This window comes from Dyella sp. GSA-30, from assembly GCF_027924605.1.
In the GTDB taxonomy this organism is placed as follows: Bacteria; Pseudomonadota; Gammaproteobacteria; order Xanthomonadales; family Rhodanobacteraceae; genus GSA-30.
Genome location: NZ_AP027042.1, coordinates 1,193,122 through 1,210,972, shown reverse-complemented (window position 1 = coordinate 1,210,972; position 17,851 = coordinate 1,193,122). Strand labels below are relative to the sequence as shown.

Below are 17,851 nucleotides of genomic sequence, written 5' to 3'. Positions count from 1 at the left end.
ATCATAACCGCTCACTCCGGTCGCGCCATGCTGCAATTGCGTTTTAGCCCGAAATGGCGCGCCCTACACGATGTCGGCGCACGCCCCATATGAGTAAAAGGAATACAAGAGCACTGGCTGCCGGCACCGCGACCAATGCCGACCATACGCGTGCGTCTAGCTGCGTCACGCCGAACCATCCACCGGTCACCAACGGAATCGCGGCGGTCGCCGCCAGACGCAGCAGCTCCAGCCCACTGCCGCCACGACGCAGTTCGGTCATCGCGCCCAGGGCATAAAGGCTGAGCAGCAGGAAGGCGGCATAACCCAGCAGGCTCGACGCAGGCATGTGCTTGGCCAGGTCGAGAAAATGCACGCCCATGGCCAGCAGCAGGGCGAACTGAATCAGGCTGTAGATCACCAGCGGGGTCGGCAACGGCGGTGCGAAACGCTCGCGACTGATATCGAACGCGCTTTTCGGAAAGCGCTCGGCCAAATCGGCCGGACGCCAACCGGGCGGCTTGAACCATATGAGCAGCTTGTCGCGCCAGCGGCGCGCGTGCCAGGCGTCCTTCAAGGTCGCCCAATACACCTCGACATTCGCCCAGAGCGGATTCCAGCTACGCAGCGGCGAACGCGTGCCGTAGATCGGCGGGTCGTTGTCGTCCTCTTCGATAAACGTGCCGAACAGGCGATCCCAGATGATCAATACCCCACCGTAGTTGCGGTCAAGATACTTGTCGTTCACCGCATGATGCGCCCGATGATTCGATGGCGAACAGAACACGCGGTCGAACCAGCCCAGGCGGCGCACTACTTCGGTATGCACCCAGAACTGATAAAGCAGATCGATCAGCGCAACGACGACGAACACTTCCAGCGGATAGCCGATGATCGCCATCGGCAGATAGAACAGCCAGCCGAGCAAGGCACCACTGCCGGTCTGGCGCAGGGCAGTGCTCAGGTTGTAGTCCTCGCTTTGATGATGCACCACGTGCGCGGCCCAGAGGATATTCACCTCATGACCAAAGCGATGCAGCCAGTAATAGCAGAAGTCATACAGCAACAACCCGCTCACCCATACCCACACGCTATCGGCCGGCAGATGCAACAACGCCTGATGCTGCGCGCACCAGGCATAGATCCCCAGTGTCAGCAGCTTGGTGAATACGGCGGCGATCTGCGAGATCACGCCCAGCGACAAACTGTTGATCGCGTCGCTGCTGTGATAAACCCGCTTGCCTTGCCACCGGGCGATCAGCAGTTCCAGCGCGATCAGCACAAAGAACACCGGCGTCGCCCAGGTGATGATGATTTCCTGCATGTTCAAACTGCGCCCTCCCCGGTCCAGGCGAGCCGAGTGTAGCGCTGATCGCGTTTTCGATTTCAAACGCTCGGCGAACCCGAGGGGCGGGCCCGGCGTCGACGCCGGGCCGCCTTTTTAGCGTTGGGAAATCCCTTTCCCGTCGGACATCAAAAGCGGATGGTCGCCGTCAACATCGCCGCACGCGGTGCACCGGGCAGCAGCGTCTGGAACGTACCGGTCGGGTCGCTGACCACGAAGCCGTTGGAGCCCACGGTGGCGAAGTAGTGCTTGTCGGCCAGGTTGGTCACGTTCAGTGCCAGCTTGAGGTCGTCGGCCATGCTGAGCTTGCCGAAGTCGTACGCCACGGCCGCGTTGAAAATCCAGTACGAGGGGACGCCTGCATCGTTGATGTAGGTGTAATAGCGCTTGCCCGTGTAGTGCGCCGAGAGACGCATATCCCACGGGCCCGGCGTCCAGATCACTTCCGAGGCGAGCAACTGCTTGGGACTGTCGACCACGGTCTTGCCCTTGGTCGGCACGACCACCGGCTGGCCCTGGCCATCGACGCCATTTATGTAATTGTCGTCGTAACGTGCACGGTTGTAGGACAGCGAGTTGGTCCAGCGCCAGTCCTGCGCCAGCTTGAAGTTGACGGCCAGCTCGGCACCACGGCTCGTCACCGAGCCCACGTTCGCATAAGCGGACGCGCAACCGATGATGCCCGCGCACTGCGAGATCACCAGCAGACGATTGCTGAACTTGACGTCGTAGACGGCCAGCGAGGCTTCGTAGAAATCCGTCACCTGGCGCAAGCCGCCTTCGATGGTGCGCGACTGTTCCGGCTTGAGCTGCTTGCCGAAGGTGTCGAACGCCGCCTGCGTCGTTGCCAACGGACCGGTAATGCCGGCCTGGTAGGCCGCGATGTTCTTGGCGTACGAACCGAAGACTTCCCAACCGCCGCCGATGCGATAGCTGGCGCCGACCTGCGGCAGGAAGTTCTTCTTCGCGGTCAGCTCGCCGTTGGCGTAGGCGCCGGGCGTGCCATAGGTCAACGTGCCGGGGACATCGCGCGCGGTCACCTTGGTATCGGGCGACTTGAAGCCGACGTCGACGCTCAGGCGATCGTCCAGCAGGCGGAAACTATCCTGCACATAGAACTGGCGCGTTTCGGTTTCGTAGTGCTGGTAGAACTGACGGAGATCCGGATCGCTGAGGAAATAGTTATCGTCGAGCGGGCCGGTGATGTAGTAGTAGTTGCGCTGTACGTTGTGATTGGAATCTTCGTACCAGAACCCGGCTTCCAGATGATGGATGCCGATATCCCAGTTCAACGCGGCGGTGACGCCGGCACGATCGATGCCGTATTCGGTGGTACGGATCGAAATCGGCGTCTGCTGCGGCGTGCCGGGGAACGAGACCACGTAGGGCGTGAACCAATGTCCCTGGCCACGATCGTTGTGATAGTAACCGGTCGCCTTCAATCGCACGGTGTCGCTCAGCGCGAAGTCGCCGAACACGCTGGCGATCGTGTCGTCACGCAGGCCGCGCGCATCGTAATACGCATCGTCCGGCGTCTGCACATTGCCATCGGACACGATTCCAGTCGTCTGATACTGATTGGCCACGCGTAATGCACGGCTCCAATCCGGACGAAAGTTGTCCCAGTTCCAGCCATTGCGACGCTGCAGCGCCAGCGACAGATCCTGGTAGTCGTTCTCGTCGCGGCTCGACGTGGTGACCAGCGCACCGATCTTGCTGTCGCCGAAGTTGTAGACCGCCTTGGCATTGAACTGCGACTGGTTCTGCTCGCCGTCGCCCTTCCATTTGTCGACATCCGAATAGGCGGCCGACAGATACATGGCGAAGCCGTTGTGATCGCCGGTATCAAGACGCGCGTACGTGCGGCGCGCCGAATCGGTACCGAAACCCTGCGCGACCGTCACGCCATACTGCGGGGTCGGATCGCTGGAATAGAACTGGATGGTGCCACCCAGATCGCTGGTCGATGCGGTACCCAGTGCGCCGATACCTTCGGCAAGTTCGGCGCCGTCGAGGTTCTCGGCAATCAAGGCGCGGCTGATATGCAAGCCGTTCTGGTTGCCGTAGCTCATATCGCCCAGCGGGATACCGTCGAGCGTAAAGCCCAGTCGGTTCTGGTTGAAACCACGCAGGCTGATGCGCGTCGACCACTCGTAGTTGCCGAATGGATCGGCCGATTCGAAATGCACGCCCGGCTTGGATTCGAGCACCTTGAGCGGGCTCGTTCCCGGCGGCAGCGCCTTGACGTCGTCGACCGTAATACGCTGAATCTGACGCGTTTCGCCCTGTCCGATAACAGAAACCGCTTCCAGGCGTTTTACCGATGCATCCGCAGCCGGCGCGGCATCGGTTGCCGGCGTTGTTTCGTCGGCAGCGTATGCGTTGGCTTGCAATGCGATCATGAGAGCCAGCGCCAACGTGGCGCGGCGGCTAGACAACAGGCGGTTCGACATGCGTGCGCATCCCCAGCGCGGCTACGAACGTAGCCGCGTCATTTATTGGACAAAGGTGTCGTGATCCATCCCCCAAGCGATGGATCGTGAAAGCATGCGGAAGGTTTATGAAATTGCGCTTACATTGATATGTCGTCTCGCACGCGCACCGCACGACTTTAATGACAACGCCGTCGATGAATTGCCTTCTTTACTGCTTGATGTCCAGAGGCTTGCCTTGAGCTTGCGGCAAGCTGACGCCAAGCCACATCGCGAGTGTCGGTGCGATATCGCGCATATCCACGAAGCCGAGGTTGCGACCCGCGGCAACGCCCTTGCCCTGGATCAAAAGCGTCGCGCGTTGATCGACACGCGCTGGATCGTAACCATGCATGCCCAGATAGTGCGAAGGCGCCGGTAGCGGTGCGTCGGGTTTGATGCCCATTTCGAAGCCGGGCTTGAAGATCACGAACCAGCTTGCCTCGGTTGCTCCGCCCTTCTTGGCGATGTTCGCGCGATCCATCACGTTGTCGATGCCATAGGCCGGATCGGCTGCCAACGTTTTCAGCAATGCACTCACGCGTGCTTGCAGCGCGGCATCATCCGGGTTCTTCAATACGATCGCCGCACTGCCGCCATCGTTCCAGACGGCAGCCTGCCAATCGGTTACCTCGCCGTCCTTGACCGATATCAAACCGGCCTTGATAAACGGCGCGTACAGATTGACGTCGTGCTCGACCGATGCAAAACCATGATCGGACACCACAGCCACGATGCCGTCCGGATGCACCTGTTGCGCGGCCTGGACCAACTGGCCGATCTGAACATCGAGCTGTTCCAGAACGCGATTGGCATCCGCCGTACCGGGCCCCTTGGCATGCTCTTCGTGATCCAGCGATGCCAGATACACCGTCATGAAGGCCGGCGAATGTTGCTTCAGCAGCGCTACCGCGAAGCGTGTACGACGTACATCGCCGTCCAGCGATTCGTCGATGCCCAGCGGATAAGGCCCAAGGTCTTTTTCCAGACCGGGCAACAGATCCGGTGTTGCCAGGGCAGCCAACAGCTTGCGGTCGTCAGGCGTTCCGGTGCGCCAGATCTGCGGAAGATTCCAATCCGCCGGCGCGCCGACGCTTACCGGCCAATGCACATTGGCCGTGCTCAAACCTTGCGCGCGTGCAGCGGCCCACAGCGTCGGCACGCGGATGTCGCTGACGTACCAGTCCCAACCGTACTGATTCTTGTTGAGCGGATCGAAAGTGAGATTGCCGCCCACGCCATGGACGGCCGGCGTCACGCCCGTCAGCAGCGTAACGTGGCTCGGATAGGTCAAGGTCGGCAGCACACCGGTCACGCCGCTCGCATAACTGCCCTGCGTCACGAAGCGCGTCAGGTTCGGCAGGGTCAGACCCCGCTGCTTGGCCTGCAGAATGTCATCCGGACGAAGTCCGTCGATGGAAATCAGCAGGACCGGTGCGGCTATCGCGGGCACCGCACCCAGCATCAACGAAAGACCCAGCAAACTGCCTCGCAACAATGCGCGCATCCGAAACATCCCCTGATGGAAACCGTAGATGCTTGCGGTTGCGCGCTACAAGGCCATGACAGGCGCGTGTCGTAAACTTATCGCGTGTCCAGTGCGCGCCGACCCAAGGCAGGATCGTCGGTAAAGAAAGCATCGATACCGGCATCGAGATAGGCGCGGATTTCGGCCACCGAGCCGTTCTCGTTGAACTGCTTCGGATCCGTGCCCTGCCAGAAGTTCTTCGCCTGAAAATGATTCTCGGGGCGAAACGTATAGGGATGCACTTCGAGTTTGGCGGCATGCGCGTCGTGCACAAGCGACGTGGGCTCGCCCAGGCTGCCATCGCTTGCCAATGGAATGATTGCGCGAGTGTTTGGGCCAATCGCATCGGCGTACGTGGCGATGTCGCGCAATCCCGCCGGCGTGAGCATATCCGCGTAGCGCAGCTTGCCGCCTGCGACGACCACGTCGAACGGCTGCGTGTCGGCGTCATCGATCAGCTGCAGCAGGCGGATATTGGGATGGTTCTTGCCGAGCTTGCCGCGCAGGTAACGCAGGTTGGTAATCTCGAAGGACTGGATTTCCACCGGCGCCGTGCGGGTATAGGCATGTGCATCGAGCGTACCGAGTACGCGTTGCTCCATCGGCAGACCGATCTTCTGGAAATAGGTGCCGTGCTTGATCTCGGGAATGATGCCGATGGGACGCCCATAGGTCGCGGACTGCGCCGCTACGAAATCGATGATCTCGTCGAGCGTCGGAATCTGGAACTGGCCGTCGTACTGCGTGCTGCGAAACTGCGGCAGACGTTCGCGCGCACGCAGGGTTTTCAGTTCCGCCAGCGTGAAGTCCTCGGTGAACCAACCGGTGACGTTGTTTCCGTCGACGCTCTTGGTGGTCTTGCGCCCCGCGAACTCCGGGTGTTTGGCGACATCGGTGGTGCCACTGATTTCATTTTCGTGCCGGGCGACCAGCGCACCGTCGCGGGTCATCACCAGATCCGGCTCGATGAAGTCGGCACCATCGGCGATCGCCTTGCTGTAGGAGGCCAGTGTGTGCTCCGGGCGCAGCGCGCTGGCGCCACGGTGGCCGATGACCAGCACCTTGGCCGCAATGGGCGCTTCCTTGGCAGCAAGAGGGGCGGACATGACCAGAATCCCGGCGGTGAGGGCGATGGCCCAGCTTAACGATTTCATGCAAGGACTCCATGGGCGTTTCGCGCCCAGGGTAAGAAAACTCTGTGACAGTCAGCGCAAAAGAGCGTCTTTGCTGACTTGCCGTAACCAGGCCTCATAGATAGGCCGGTCGACCGGCACACCATCGGCATTGCACGCCTGCAGGCGGCAGGCCATCTCGCCGATGCGCGGCGCGTGTTGCACGATGATGTGGAAGATCGCGTTCTGCTCCATCTCGCCATGGAAGGCAGACGCACCGGGCCCCGTGGCAAAGATCACCACATCCTCGCCGCCGTGCGTTTCTTCCTTCAGCGGGACGATGGTTTCCTGCAGGTAGTTCGGATCGTTGACGGCGACATGAGTCAGATCGGGACGACCCTGGGTGCTGCCGCGATAGCTCTTCGGCGCGTGCGGAAACCGTTTGGAACCTTCGGGCTGGCTATCGCTCGCACCGGTGTAACCGCTGCCGTTGGCAAAGCTCAGCGTGGTGTATGGCTTGCCAGTGGCGTCGTGCGCGAGGCCCGGGCCGCCCTCTTCGTCGTAACTGTCGGTCGGCCCGGCCACCAGGCCTAGGATATCGTTGCCGCGCTTGGGATAGCCGGCAAACGTCAGCGTGTGGCTATGGTCGGCAGTGACGACGATCAAGGTTTCGGCCGGATCGGTGTGGTCGAGCGCGGCTTGTACGGCGTCGGCAAACGCCACCGTTTCGTCGAGCGCGCGATAGGCATTGCCCGCATGCAATGCATGGTCGATACGACCGCCTTCGACCATCAGAAAGAAGCCGTTGGGGTTTTGCTTGAGCACCTCGATGGCGCTGGTCGTCATCTGCGCCAGGCTCGGCTCGCCCGCGGCGTCATGCGGGCGATCGTGTTCGTAGTTCATATGCGAGGGCTCGAACAGGCCGAGCAGTTGCGGTGTATGCGCCAGATCGAGAGCTTCGAGCTGCTTGAGATTCCACACATAGGCACCACCCGGATACCTGGCTTTCCATTCCGCCAGCAAGTCGCGTCCATCGGCGCGCTGGCCGTGCTTGTTCGGGTACTCCGGATCAGCGGCATTGCTGGGCATGAACTCGGTGCGACCGCCACCCATGGCCACGGTCAGACCGGCGCGGGCTGGGAAATCGACCAGTTGGGCTGCGAAATCCTTGCAGCCATCGGCACGCGCCTGCGTGCTGAGTGCGGTGTCGACTTCCCAGTTGCGCTCGGGCAAATGCCCGTACGTCGCCGCCGGTGTGGCGTGCGTGATGCGCGTGGTGGTGACCGCGCCTGTACTCATGCCGGCAGCCGATGCCAGCTCCAGCGTGGTGACCAGTTCCTGGCCCTTGCTGGCGGCGCAGTCCTGACGCTTGGGTAGCTGCGAGACGCCGATAAAGCCGGCGCGTGTCTTTACCCCAGTCATGATGGCGGTCATGGTGCCGGCCGAATCGGGCGTCTGTTGATCGGTTTCGTAGGTACGGCTGAGCGCGCTGAAAGGAAAACTCTCGAAGCTCAGGCGATAGCTTTCACCGTCCACGCCCTTGCGCTGCCCGGCCAGCACATGTGCGGCAGCGATCGTTGTGATGCTCATGCCGTCGCCAAGAAAGACGATCACGTTCCTGGCTTTCTGTGTCGATACCGCCTGCGCCGAGTGCTGCGCGGCCTGCGCCGCGCCGTTACGGAACCACCATTGCGCTGTCTCGCCCGAGGGACGCTGGATGGCCGGAATGTCGATCGTGGCCGGCCGCGGCGACGTCACTGTCTGGCTGGCGCAAGCCGCCAGCAGGGCGAAAGAAAGAACGAGGCAGCTGCGATAACGCATGGATATCCCGCGGGCATGAAACCGTGAAGCGCCCGATCATAGCCCATGAATCGCAAGATCTTGCTTACAGTTTGATGTATATCCGGCGTCGATCGAGCACACACACGATGACCCACCACACCGCGACGAACACCACGGCGAAGGCCAGCGACGCCACATAGGCACCTGCCACGGGCGTGATCCAGCCAGCAAAGGCGTGGTTGTAGATCGGCTCTTGCAGTCCCAGGCCCGGCAACAGAATCTGCATCAATTCGGAGCCTGCATACGCCGCCACCGCGTTGACGCCGAAGCGGCGCCCCCATGCCGGCCAACCGCGCTCGTCAATCAGCTGATGAAATACACCCAGCAACAGCGCTGCCCATCCGGCGCACCACAGCACGAACGATGGTGTCCAAAGATTCTTGTTGAACGGAAGCAGCAGCGACCATAGCGCGCCCAGGAGGATCCCGGTGACACCGGCGATCCACAGCGGTTTCATCTGCCCATCGCGCAGCCAGCGGCCAGCACATAACCCAAGCAGGCAGGTTGCCAGGGAAGGCAGCGACGCAAGCAGTCCCTCTGGATCGTGACCACGGCCCGTTGCCGGGTCGATCAGATACACGAACCGACCGAAGATCGCGCTATCGGATCGGCTGACTATGTTGATGAAAGGCTCAAGCGAACCGCCCGCAAGCAGCAGCCCCCAATAGCCGAGCAGAATGGCGACGATGGCTGCCCACTGGACACGCGGTCTGGTGTAGATCGCAAACAGCGCCGTCCCGGCGAAGCACAGTCCGATGCGTTGCAAGACACCGGGAAAACGCAGATGCGCACCGGGCATGATCATCCAGGCCAGCACATTGATCGCCACGCCCAGTACCAGGATACGCAACGCGCGCAGCAAGGCGGTACGTGTCAGGCTGCCCTTGTCCGCGCCCATCGCGATGCGCGGCTCGATCGCCAGCGCCACCGACACGCCAACCACAAACAGAAAGAACGGAAAGATCAGATCGGTTGGCGTGCAACCGTGCCAGGTCGCGTGTTCCAGCGGCCCATAGACGTGATCCCAATCACCGGGGTCGTTGACCAACAGCATGGCCGCCACCGTGCAGCCGCGTAACGCATCGACCGACGCCAGCCGGCGCAACACTCCGCTCACGGTGTGGGTTCCACTCGCAGCGCGGCCTTGTCGATGGCGTAAAGCGGGCCTTCGATGGGCGAGGTAAAGATCAGGCACAGATCGTGCGTGCCCTTGGTCGGCGCCATCGCTCCCTGAAGAGTGAAGTTGCGCGGTCCGTCGACCGCTGGCAACGGCAAGGTCGCCACAATCGGCCCATCGCAACGATCGCGCTTGACCACCAACTCGCCATGGGCAGTGGCTGCCGGATGCGACTTCACCAGCTTGGCCTCGTGCGCCAGCGCATAGTTGCGCGGCAAGCGCGCGACATCGACGCGAATCGACTGCACCCCATCCAGGCGCGCGGTCGGATAACGACGGCAAGCATCGAAGACGTTGAGGTTATAGACCGGCGCGACGCCGGTGGCATCGGGCATGGGCTGCACACGCAGGGTGAAATCGCTGCCTGGGCAATTGAGCAGCTCACCGCTGTTGCGGGTGAGCAGGCTATCGCGGTCGAGCATACGCTCGCGCGCCGACGCCAGAACAGTACCGCCAGTCGAGAACGTCGCAGCACGCACGGTCGTCGGCAGATTCACGGCGAGCGGCTGCGTATAGCGCGGAGACGATGCGGTCGGTTCGCTACCGTCCAGCGTATAGCGCAGTACGCCGGCGTGCGCCTGATTGCTCAGACTGAGTTTGGCCTTACCGGTAGCGATGGCTGCATTGCGATCGAAATCGAATGACGGTGCGAACGCGCTGTCAGCCACCTCCACCCCTGCACTGCGATAACGCTCGAACTGCGCAGGCAACCGCGCGACAAAGCTGTTCCATTTGCGCGCGCTCTTGGTCGACCAACCCGCTTCGGCGATGGCGTCCATGCGCGGAAAGATCGCATGCTGCACGTGCCGTATCGTGGGCAGGTGCTCCGTCCATACATTGGCCTGCAAACCCAGCACATGTTTGGCCTGCGCCGCATTCAGTTCCTTGGGCACCGCTTCGAAAGCATAGATGTGCGCGAGATCCATCGCCGGCAAGCGGCCGGAGAACTCGTCGTCGCGCGTGCTTTGCACGCTATCGAAATACAGATCCGGTGCCGGCGACAGCACCACGTCATGGCCTTGCCGCGCCGCATCGACCGCACCCTTGATGCCGCGCCAGGACATGACCGTGGCGCTCGGCGGCACACCGCCTTCGAGAATCTCGTCCCAGCCGATCAGGCGGCGACCATGCGCAGCCAGATACTTGCCGAAGTGCTCGATCATCCAGCTCTGCAAGGCGTTCTCGTCCTTGAGTCCAAGCGCGTGAATTTTCGCCTGGATCGGCGCGGACGCCTGCCATTGGTCCTTGATCGCCTCGTCGCCGCCCAGGTGAATGTATTGCGACGGAAACAAGGTCATCACTTCGTCGAGCACGTTCTCGAGGAACTGCACGGTGTGCTCGTCGGTGTTGTACAGATAGGGATTGACGCCCCAATCGGTCGACACCGCCGGGCGCTTGCCGGTAACGCCAAGTTCGGGATAGGCAGCCACGGCCGCCTGCGCGTGCCCAGGCATATCGAGTTCCGGCACGATCGTCACATGCCGCTCGGCGGCATACGCCACCATCTGGCGAATTTCATCCTGCGTGTAGAAACCACCGTATTGTTTGGGCTCACCATCGGCGCCCGCGCCGGGCGGCGTACGCCAAGCGCCGATGCGGGTCAGCTCGGGGTAACGCTTGATCTCGATGCGCCAGCCCTGATCGTCAGTGAGATGCCAATGCAAGACATTGAGCTTGTGCAGCGCCATCTGGTCAATGATCGTGCGTATCTCATCGGTCGTCTGAAAATGACGTACGGAATCGAGCATCAGACCACGCCACACAAACCGCGGCTGATCCTGGATATGCACTGCCGCAAGCTTCACGTCGTTCTTGTCGCCGGCAGCGGTCAACAACTGCCATAACGTGACCGCACCATAGAACAGGCCGGCATCGTCGCGTGCGGTGATGCGAATGCCTTGCGGGGTGACGTCGAGCAGATAGCCTTCCGGGCTGGTGACCGCCGCGCTGGCATCGCGCTTGAATACGATTGCCGGCGCACCGGCCGGCGTGTCCTGCACTTTCAATGCCGGGCCATGGCCCTGTGCAAGCTGCGCAACCAGATAGTCTGCGCTCAGCTTCGCTTGCGCATCGCCTGCGCCGATCACGACCGGCGTCTGCGCATTCACCTCGAACGCGCCCTGCCCCTTTGCCACCTGTGCTGGCATCGGAATGAGATCGAGCGTTGGGGCAGCGTGTGTTGCGGCCTGCCCCATGACGGCATGCCCAAGCAGGCCCAGGCAAAGCATGTAGCGAATCGTTCTCATCGAAACTCTCACGGCGTTAATCGCGGGGAATGCTGACGGCAAAGAGATACCACGCATCGTGCGGCAACCATTGCTCGGTCCAGCGCCAGTCGTCGTCCTTACCGGTTTGCGCATAGCCCAGGTCGAACGCGATGCCATCTTCATCCGTCAGCCCACTGGTAATGCCATTGATGATCGCACCGGGCGCGCTGGTATACGCGTAGGAATCGAAGAACATGTACTGTGCGTTATTGTGCCCACTGGCCATCAGCATGCTGCTGTCGTACGGATTGCGGCCGAGTATCCAATGCAGCTGGTTCCACGCATAGCCTTGCAGCTGACGCTGAAACGCGGGGTCACCCTTGTACAACGGTGCAGCCAGACGTGCTGCGGCGGCCAGCGATGCCAGGCGCGCGTTCTCGCCCTGCCACCACGGCGCGGCTTCGCTGTCGTGCGGAAAGAAGAACGCGGTACGCAGATCGCCCTGTTTATTACGGACCAGTTGGCGGGCGTAGCCGAACGGGTTGGCGACATCGGCAGTCGTGCGCAGCTCGAAGGCGAGTGAACGCTTGACCGTATCGCGAACCTGCGCCAGGCGCTTGCCGTCGACGATGCTGGCGTACTCGGTCAAGGCAATCACCGGCAAGCCCGCATCCGACGGATGAAAGAACGGTCGCACGCCGTCATCCGCGCGCCAGTAGTCGCGATAACCCCCGTGACTGATCAGGCGCGCGAGCAGTTTGTCCGCACGCGCATCGGCCGCCTTGCGCCATGCCTCGTCGTGCGTGCTGCGATACAGCTCCACCGCGGCCAGCAGCGCGCAATAGTCGTCCGTGATGTTGTCCTTGCCGTCGTTGGTCAGCTCGTTGTTGTGCGCGTCGAGGAAGCGATAGGCGTCTTCGGCAGCCTTCAGGTAATCCTGGCGTGTGTAATCACCCTCGGCGTCCATGCGGCCAGCCAGAGCCAGGGCCGCAATGGCCATGCCGCCACCAGCGCGAAAGCTCGCCTCGAAAGCATGCGGTCCACGTGCCGGTTGTTGAATCTGTTCGGTGGTGTCACCGGGCTTCTGCTTGATCTGCGTGCGCCAGTTCGGATCGCCGATGTGGCGATCCTGTGGCAGCTTGGCAGCACCCGAGCCGTCGATGGATTGGTAGAAGGAGCCGTCCAGGCGCTTATCGCGCACCAGGAAGTCCGCGCCGTAGAGCCCTTCGTCGAGCAGACGGCGTTGGTATTCACGAAAATTCGGATCGTGGCGCGCATCCAGTTGCTGCCAGGTACGCAACAAGCTCCACGCCACCAGCGGCAGTTGCTGGGTGTTGAAGTAGCTGGTCGGGTTCTGATGCGACAAGTGAATACCGTAGTCGCCGGTGGCGTCGTACCAGCCGCCATGCAGATCGAGCGTGCCGGGCTGCCCATCCGGGCGCGCCAGATGCCGATCGGCTTTCTCGAGCAGACCGCTGGAGCGCTGACCCTTGAAGTAATAGATCACATTGGACAGCGTGTTGCGTTCGAGCACATTGTCCTGAACGATGAAAGTCCAGGAATGGCTGCCGTCGGCGTCGACGTAGTAATGCCCTGGCGTCTTCAATGCACTGAAATCGGCCACGGCGTAGCGATCGCGCCAGTGAGCGACGGTCGTGGTTGCCGACAGCTCGCCTTGCAGCACCTGTTTGCCGGTATCGGCATCGACAATGCGAAAGGTCTTCGCACCATCCGCGGCCTGCAGCATGACCACGGCCTGCTTGGGTGCCTGCGTGTCGTAACCGACCTGATCGACCAGGATCTTCGACGTAGCGGCTTCTACGCCTGGCGCGGCGAGGACACAGAGTACGGCGATGACGCGGCAACGATGCTTCATGCAGAAAGACTTTCCCAGCGAGTCTTCAGGCCCCGCGAAGAAAAATCGGGCCCGGCAAGTGTGCCGGGCCCTGGCGGGGAGGATTGCCTAAAAGTTAGAACTTGAAGCGCAGGTTGACGTAGTACTGGCGACCGTTGTCGTAGAACGCATACGGCTGACGACCGTAGGCGGGGTTGACGGTGTAGTACTTGAACTTCGGACTGTTGAGGTTCATCGCATCGAGCGCGATCGACATCCACTCGTTGATGCTGTAGCTGACCGATGCCGCCAGCGTACCGATACCGCCCTGGAAGAACGTATCGGAACGGCTCACACCCGCGTAGAACGAAGAACGATAGGTGTAGCTGAGGCGCGCGTTGAAACGCTCGTTTTCGAAGTAACCCGACACGTTGTAGGTGTTCTTCGAAGTGCCCTGCAACGGACCGCCGCCGTCGGCATGGCCGCTGGCGAAGGTGTAGTTGGTCTGCACGCCGAAGTTGTTGCCGATCGGCTGGATGTAGTTCAGCTCCACGCCCTTGACGTTACCGCCTACGTTGGTCGGAACGCTGACCTGATAGGTGGCGAAGACATCGTGTCCGGCGTTGGTGCTGGCCTGCACATCCTTGAACTGGATGTTCTGGTTGCCGAAGTTGACGTAGTTGTCCAGCGACATGTTGTACACGCCCGCCGACACCAGGCCGCGCGGCGCGAAATACCACTCCATCGACGCATCGAAGTTGGTCGAGATCAGCGGCTTCAGCTGCGGATTGCCGCCGGTACCGGTGTGGGTCAGGTCGTCGAGCACGTACGAACCGGCCAGCGCCGAGTAATCCGGACGCGTCATCGTCTGCGACGCCGAGACACGGGCCAGCAAGTCGTCGGTCAGGTTGAACTTCAGGTTGGCGCTGGGCAGGAAGCGGCCCGAGCCGTTGTTGTAGTTGTTCTTGTAGTAGTCGCCGAAGGCCGAGCCGGTATACGGGCCGGAAACGGTGAAGTCGGACACCGAGCTGGTGTTGTAGTTGATGTCGTCCTTGGTGTGGACGTAACGGACGCCCACATTGCCGCTCCAACGGTCACCCGTGAAGTTGGCCTGCAGGTACATCGCGTAGACGTCTTCCTTCACCTTGTAGATGTTCTGCCAGTTGTAGCGGGCGATCGGATCACGCGTGGTGTACAGGCGATCGAATGCGGCCAGCTGCGCCGGGCTGTAATACCAGACCGAACCCGGAGCGGTAACGCCCAGATCGCCATTGAAGCCGCCCGGATAGTTCTGCCACGACTGCGGATAGTTGGCCGGATTCTGCCAATCGCCGGCCGGGCCCTGGCCGATATCGCTCTTGTTCTGGCGGGTATGCGTGGAGTAGCGCACGCCGAAATCCAGCGAAGACAGCGGGATATCGTCAAACGCCAGCGAACCATCGCCCTGGAAGAAGTTTTCCTTGTCCTTGACGTGGATGTCTTGGTCGCCAAAGATCCAGCCGGCCGAAGGAATGATGCCCGACGGTGAGCTGTTGTCGCCGCCCATGGACCAGTTGATCGGCTTGCCGGTGCCGCGCATATCCCAACCCGCACCCGCGCCCGCACCGAAACCGAGTTCGCTCACATCCTGGGTCGGGCTATCGCCCTTGCCCTGGGTGGTACCGATCTGGCCGGTGAAGGTCAGGTGGTCGGTCGCACGCCATTCGGCGTCCAGGGTGGTGTAGGCGGACGAGGACGATGCACCCGGACGCGAGATCTGGTCGTACACGCCATACGGCGTGGTGCTACCCGGCACCGCCGCGAAGTTGGCGTTGGTCAGCACATTGCCCTTGACCTGGTAACCCGGCTGCAGGCCCACGCCGCCCGGCACGAACTGGCTCGCCCACATCATGTAGTTGCGGTTGAAGTTGTCGGCCTTCAGCTTGGAGTAGAAGCTGTTGAGGTTCAGCGTCAGGTTGTCGAGCGGCTTCCACTCGAGGTCGATCGAACCGCCCTTGCGCGTACGCGTCTGGGTGAAGAACGTCTGGCCAGTTTCATTCGGATAGTAGACGCCCGCGAGGTCCGGATGGGCCACAGCGATCGGATCGGTTGCATTGATCTTGTTGTAGCCGCCGACCACTTCCTGGCCGTCGCGCTGCAGGCTGCGCTTCTCGTAGAACGCCTGCGCCATCACGCCGAACGTATTGTCGTCGCTCTTGTAATTGAACAGGCCGCTGAACTGCGGCTTGGTGTCGCTCGGCAGGTCCGAATACACGCCACCGACAGACACCTGGGTGGTGTACTGCTTGGCGAACTCCAGCGGCTTGCGCGTGATGATGTCGACCGTACCGGCGGCACCGCCTTCCTGCAGCTTGGCTTCGGAAGACTTGTGCACGACCACTTCGCTGACGATTTCCGACGGCAGCAAGCTATAGCTGACGCTGCGGCCGACCGTCTGCACCTGGCTCAGCACGAACCAGTCACCGGTGCCGATGGTGTGACCGTTGACCAGGGTCTGAGTCATGCTGGGATTGGTGCCGCGCAGGCTCACGCGATCGCTTTCGTCGAAGCCACCTTCGCTCGCACTGGACGAGCTGATGTTGACGCCCGGCAAGCGCTGCAGCGTGTCGGCCACGTTCTTGGCCGGCAGCTTGCCGACGTCTTCGGCGGTCACGATTTCAACGTGCGAATCGGCAGCCTTTTTCAGGTTCAGCGATTCGGCTTCGCTATCGCGGATACCGATGACAGTGACGGTGTTGAGGTCCTTGACGGGCTTGCCGTCGGGCCCCAACTGCTGCTTGGACTGCGTCGGCTGTGCCGTGTCCTGGGCAAACACGTTGCCGGCTAGACAGAGACTGGCGACGATACTGGCTGCAAGTAGAGTCTTTCGATAGGACATGGTTTCCTCCCCTCAGAGGCGAATCAACAGCGGTTGGTAGTGGCGTGATTGCGGTGCTGCTTCTTGTTGGCTTGCTTATCGTTCGATGCGAAAGCGTGCTGCATGGCTGATGTTTCCTTACCGGATGGGCCGGCTATCCAGATACAACCCGGCTGCGCCGATCACCCCGTGTTGGCCGTGTTCCATCAACCGAACGGGAACCTGTTGCAAGAAGGCGCGCATCACGCCCTTGTTGAAAAAGCGCTCGGCGAAACTGCTGGTCAGCAGCTTTTCGCGAATCTGCGGCAGGATGCCGCCGGCGAGAAATACGCCGCCGCGTGCGCCGTAAAGCAGCACCAGATCGCCGACGAAGCTGCCGAGCAGGCCGCAGAACACATCCAGCGCCTCGACGGCCGTGACATCGCTGCCGTCGAGAGCCGCCTGGGTAATCTCGCTCGGCAAAGTCAGCGCAACACTGCGATCGCGCAGATGCGCGATCGCCTGATAAAGATTAAGCAGGCCCGGACCCGACAAGGCGTCTTCGAACGACACGTGCGGGCGATCCCGGGCGAGCCAGCGCAGGATGTCGATCTCCAGCGCATTGCCCGGCGCCAGCGAAATCTGCCCGGCCTCGGTCGCCAGCACGCTGGCGCGCGGCTTGCCTGGAAACAGCACCGCCGAACCCAGCCCTGTGCCCGGACCCATCACCAGCACCGGCCCCTCGACCGGTTCGGCACGGGTTTCGATTACCGGCGTGGTGTCGGCCTGGGCGAGGAACTGCGCGGCATAGGCCACCGCTTCGAAATCGTTGACCACGGTCAGCTGATCGATACCGAGGCTGTCGCGGATATCGCGAATCGACACCGGCCAGGGCAGGTTGTCGTTGACGATGGCGTCGCCCAGCACATAGCCGGCGCTGGCCACCGCGCACTGGTCGACCCGAACCGAGTTGTCCAGATGCGCGACAAAATCCTTCAAGACGGCAGTAAGGCTCGGCCAGTCCGCGCAGGCATAGCGCTGATACTGGTGCACCGTAATCGTCTGGCGTTCGCCTGGACGCTGGCTCACCAGGCCGACGCGCGCATGGGTACCGCCCACATCGGCCGCTAGAAACATAGCGCCGGCCGGTGACGACCCATTCGCCCTGCTGTGGTTGACCACGTCCGCCACGCCATACCCCCGTCAAATCCCCGTAACGTTTTTGTAAAACGCACCCTTGTTCGGCCGGAGTCTGCGAACGGATGACAACGTTGTCAACAGGACATTTCGAAGTCGGGTCGATTTGTTATTTTGCAGTGCAGCATGATCATTCTCCGGCAGTTTTTGGGCCATACAGGTCAAATCCGCAGCCCAAAGCCATTTAGATCGATCAATAGTGACGGGCCAAGGGTTTTGGCGCATCGCGCCATGGCCAAAACCGGCCCGTGTCATCCGTCACGGATGCCGGGCGTCAGAAAATGTCTCGTCGAAGGACAACAATTGACAACGTTGCTAGTTAG

10 protein-coding genes are annotated in these 17,851 nt (G+C 61.6%); all 10 read right to left on the bottom strand.

The window, feature by feature from the left end; translation table 11 throughout:
- Positions 1–43: 43 nt before the first annotated feature.
- Positions 44–1,309, bottom strand: a complete 1,266-nt coding sequence (locus tag QMG46_RS05340) for a sterol desaturase family protein (protein ID WP_281851451.1) — start codon at positions 1,307–1,309, stop codon at positions 44–46.
- A gap of 143 nt (positions 1,310–1,452) precedes the next feature.
- Entirely contained in the window at positions 1,453–3,777 is a 2,325-nt protein-coding gene (locus tag QMG46_RS05335; protein ID WP_281851450.1) for a TonB-dependent receptor, read from the bottom strand.
- 190 nt (positions 3,778–3,967) lie between these two features.
- A complete protein-coding gene (locus QMG46_RS05330; protein WP_281851449.1) occupies positions 3,968–5,302 on the bottom strand; it encodes an alkaline phosphatase family protein in 1,335 nt (444 codons plus the stop codon).
- A gap of 77 nt (positions 5,303–5,379) precedes the next feature.
- Positions 5,380–6,477, bottom strand: coding sequence for a glycerophosphodiester phosphodiesterase (locus QMG46_RS05325; protein ID WP_281851448.1), 1,098 nt, complete (start codon positions 6,475–6,477; stop codon positions 5,380–5,382).
- Positions 6,478–6,528: 51 nt separating this feature from the next.
- Positions 6,529–8,256, bottom strand: a complete 1,728-nt coding sequence (locus tag QMG46_RS05320; RefSeq protein ID WP_281851447.1) for an alkaline phosphatase family protein — start codon at positions 8,254–8,256, stop codon at positions 6,529–6,531.
- 64 nt (positions 8,257–8,320) lie between these two features.
- Complete coding sequence (locus QMG46_RS05315) at positions 8,321–9,382, bottom strand: acyltransferase family protein (protein ID WP_281852811.1); 1,062 nt, start codon at positions 9,380–9,382, stop codon at positions 8,321–8,323.
- Positions 9,383–9,390: 8 nt separating this feature from the next.
- Complete coding sequence (locus tag QMG46_RS05310) at positions 9,391–11,700, bottom strand: family 20 glycosylhydrolase (protein ID WP_281851446.1); 2,310 nt, start codon at positions 11,698–11,700, stop codon at positions 9,391–9,393.
- Between the two features lie 16 nt (positions 11,701–11,716).
- Positions 11,717–13,537 (bottom strand): glycoside hydrolase family 9 protein, encoded by a 1,821-nt coding sequence (locus tag QMG46_RS05305; RefSeq protein WP_281851445.1) that lies wholly within the window; start codon positions 13,535–13,537, stop codon positions 11,717–11,719.
- Positions 13,538–13,631: 94 nt separating this feature from the next.
- Positions 13,632–16,373, bottom strand: a complete 2,742-nt coding sequence (locus tag QMG46_RS05300; protein WP_281851444.1) for a TonB-dependent receptor — start codon at positions 16,371–16,373, stop codon at positions 13,632–13,634.
- A 117-nt stretch (positions 16,374–16,490) separates the two neighbouring features.
- Positions 16,491–17,468, bottom strand: coding sequence for a glucokinase (gene glk, locus QMG46_RS05295; RefSeq protein WP_281852810.1), 978 nt, complete (start codon positions 17,466–17,468; stop codon positions 16,491–16,493).
- Positions 17,469–17,851 lie beyond the last annotated feature (383 nt).

Excerpts from the sequence above, each read along its gene's own strand:
- QMG46_RS05335 (WP_281851450.1), bottom strand. The coding sequence starts at position 3,777 with ATGTCGAACCGCCTGTTGTCTAGCCGCCGCGCCACGTTGGCGCTGGCT.
- QMG46_RS05330 (WP_281851449.1), bottom strand. The coding sequence starts at position 5,302 with ATGCGCGCATTGTTGCGAGGCAGTTTGCTGGGTCTTTCGTTGATGCTG.
- QMG46_RS05325 (WP_281851448.1), bottom strand. The coding sequence starts at position 6,477 with ATGAAATCGTTAAGCTGGGCCATCGCCCTCACCGCCGGGATTCTGGTC.
- QMG46_RS05320 (WP_281851447.1), bottom strand. The coding sequence starts at position 8,256 with ATGCGTTATCGCAGCTGCCTCGTTCTTTCTTTCGCCCTGCTGGCGGCT.
- QMG46_RS05310 (WP_281851446.1), bottom strand. The coding sequence starts at position 11,700 with ATGAGAACGATTCGCTACATGCTTTGCCTGGGCCTGCTTGGGCATGCC.
- QMG46_RS05305 (WP_281851445.1), bottom strand. The coding sequence starts at position 13,537 with ATGAAGCATCGTTGCCGCGTCATCGCCGTACTCTGTGTCCTCGCCGCG.
- QMG46_RS05300 (WP_281851444.1), bottom strand. The coding sequence starts at position 16,373 with ATGTCCTATCGAAAGACTCTACTTGCAGCCAGTATCGTCGCCAGTCTC.
- glk (WP_281852810.1), bottom strand. The coding sequence starts at position 17,468 with ATGTTTCTAGCGGCCGATGTGGGCGGTACCCATGCGCGCGTCGGCCTG.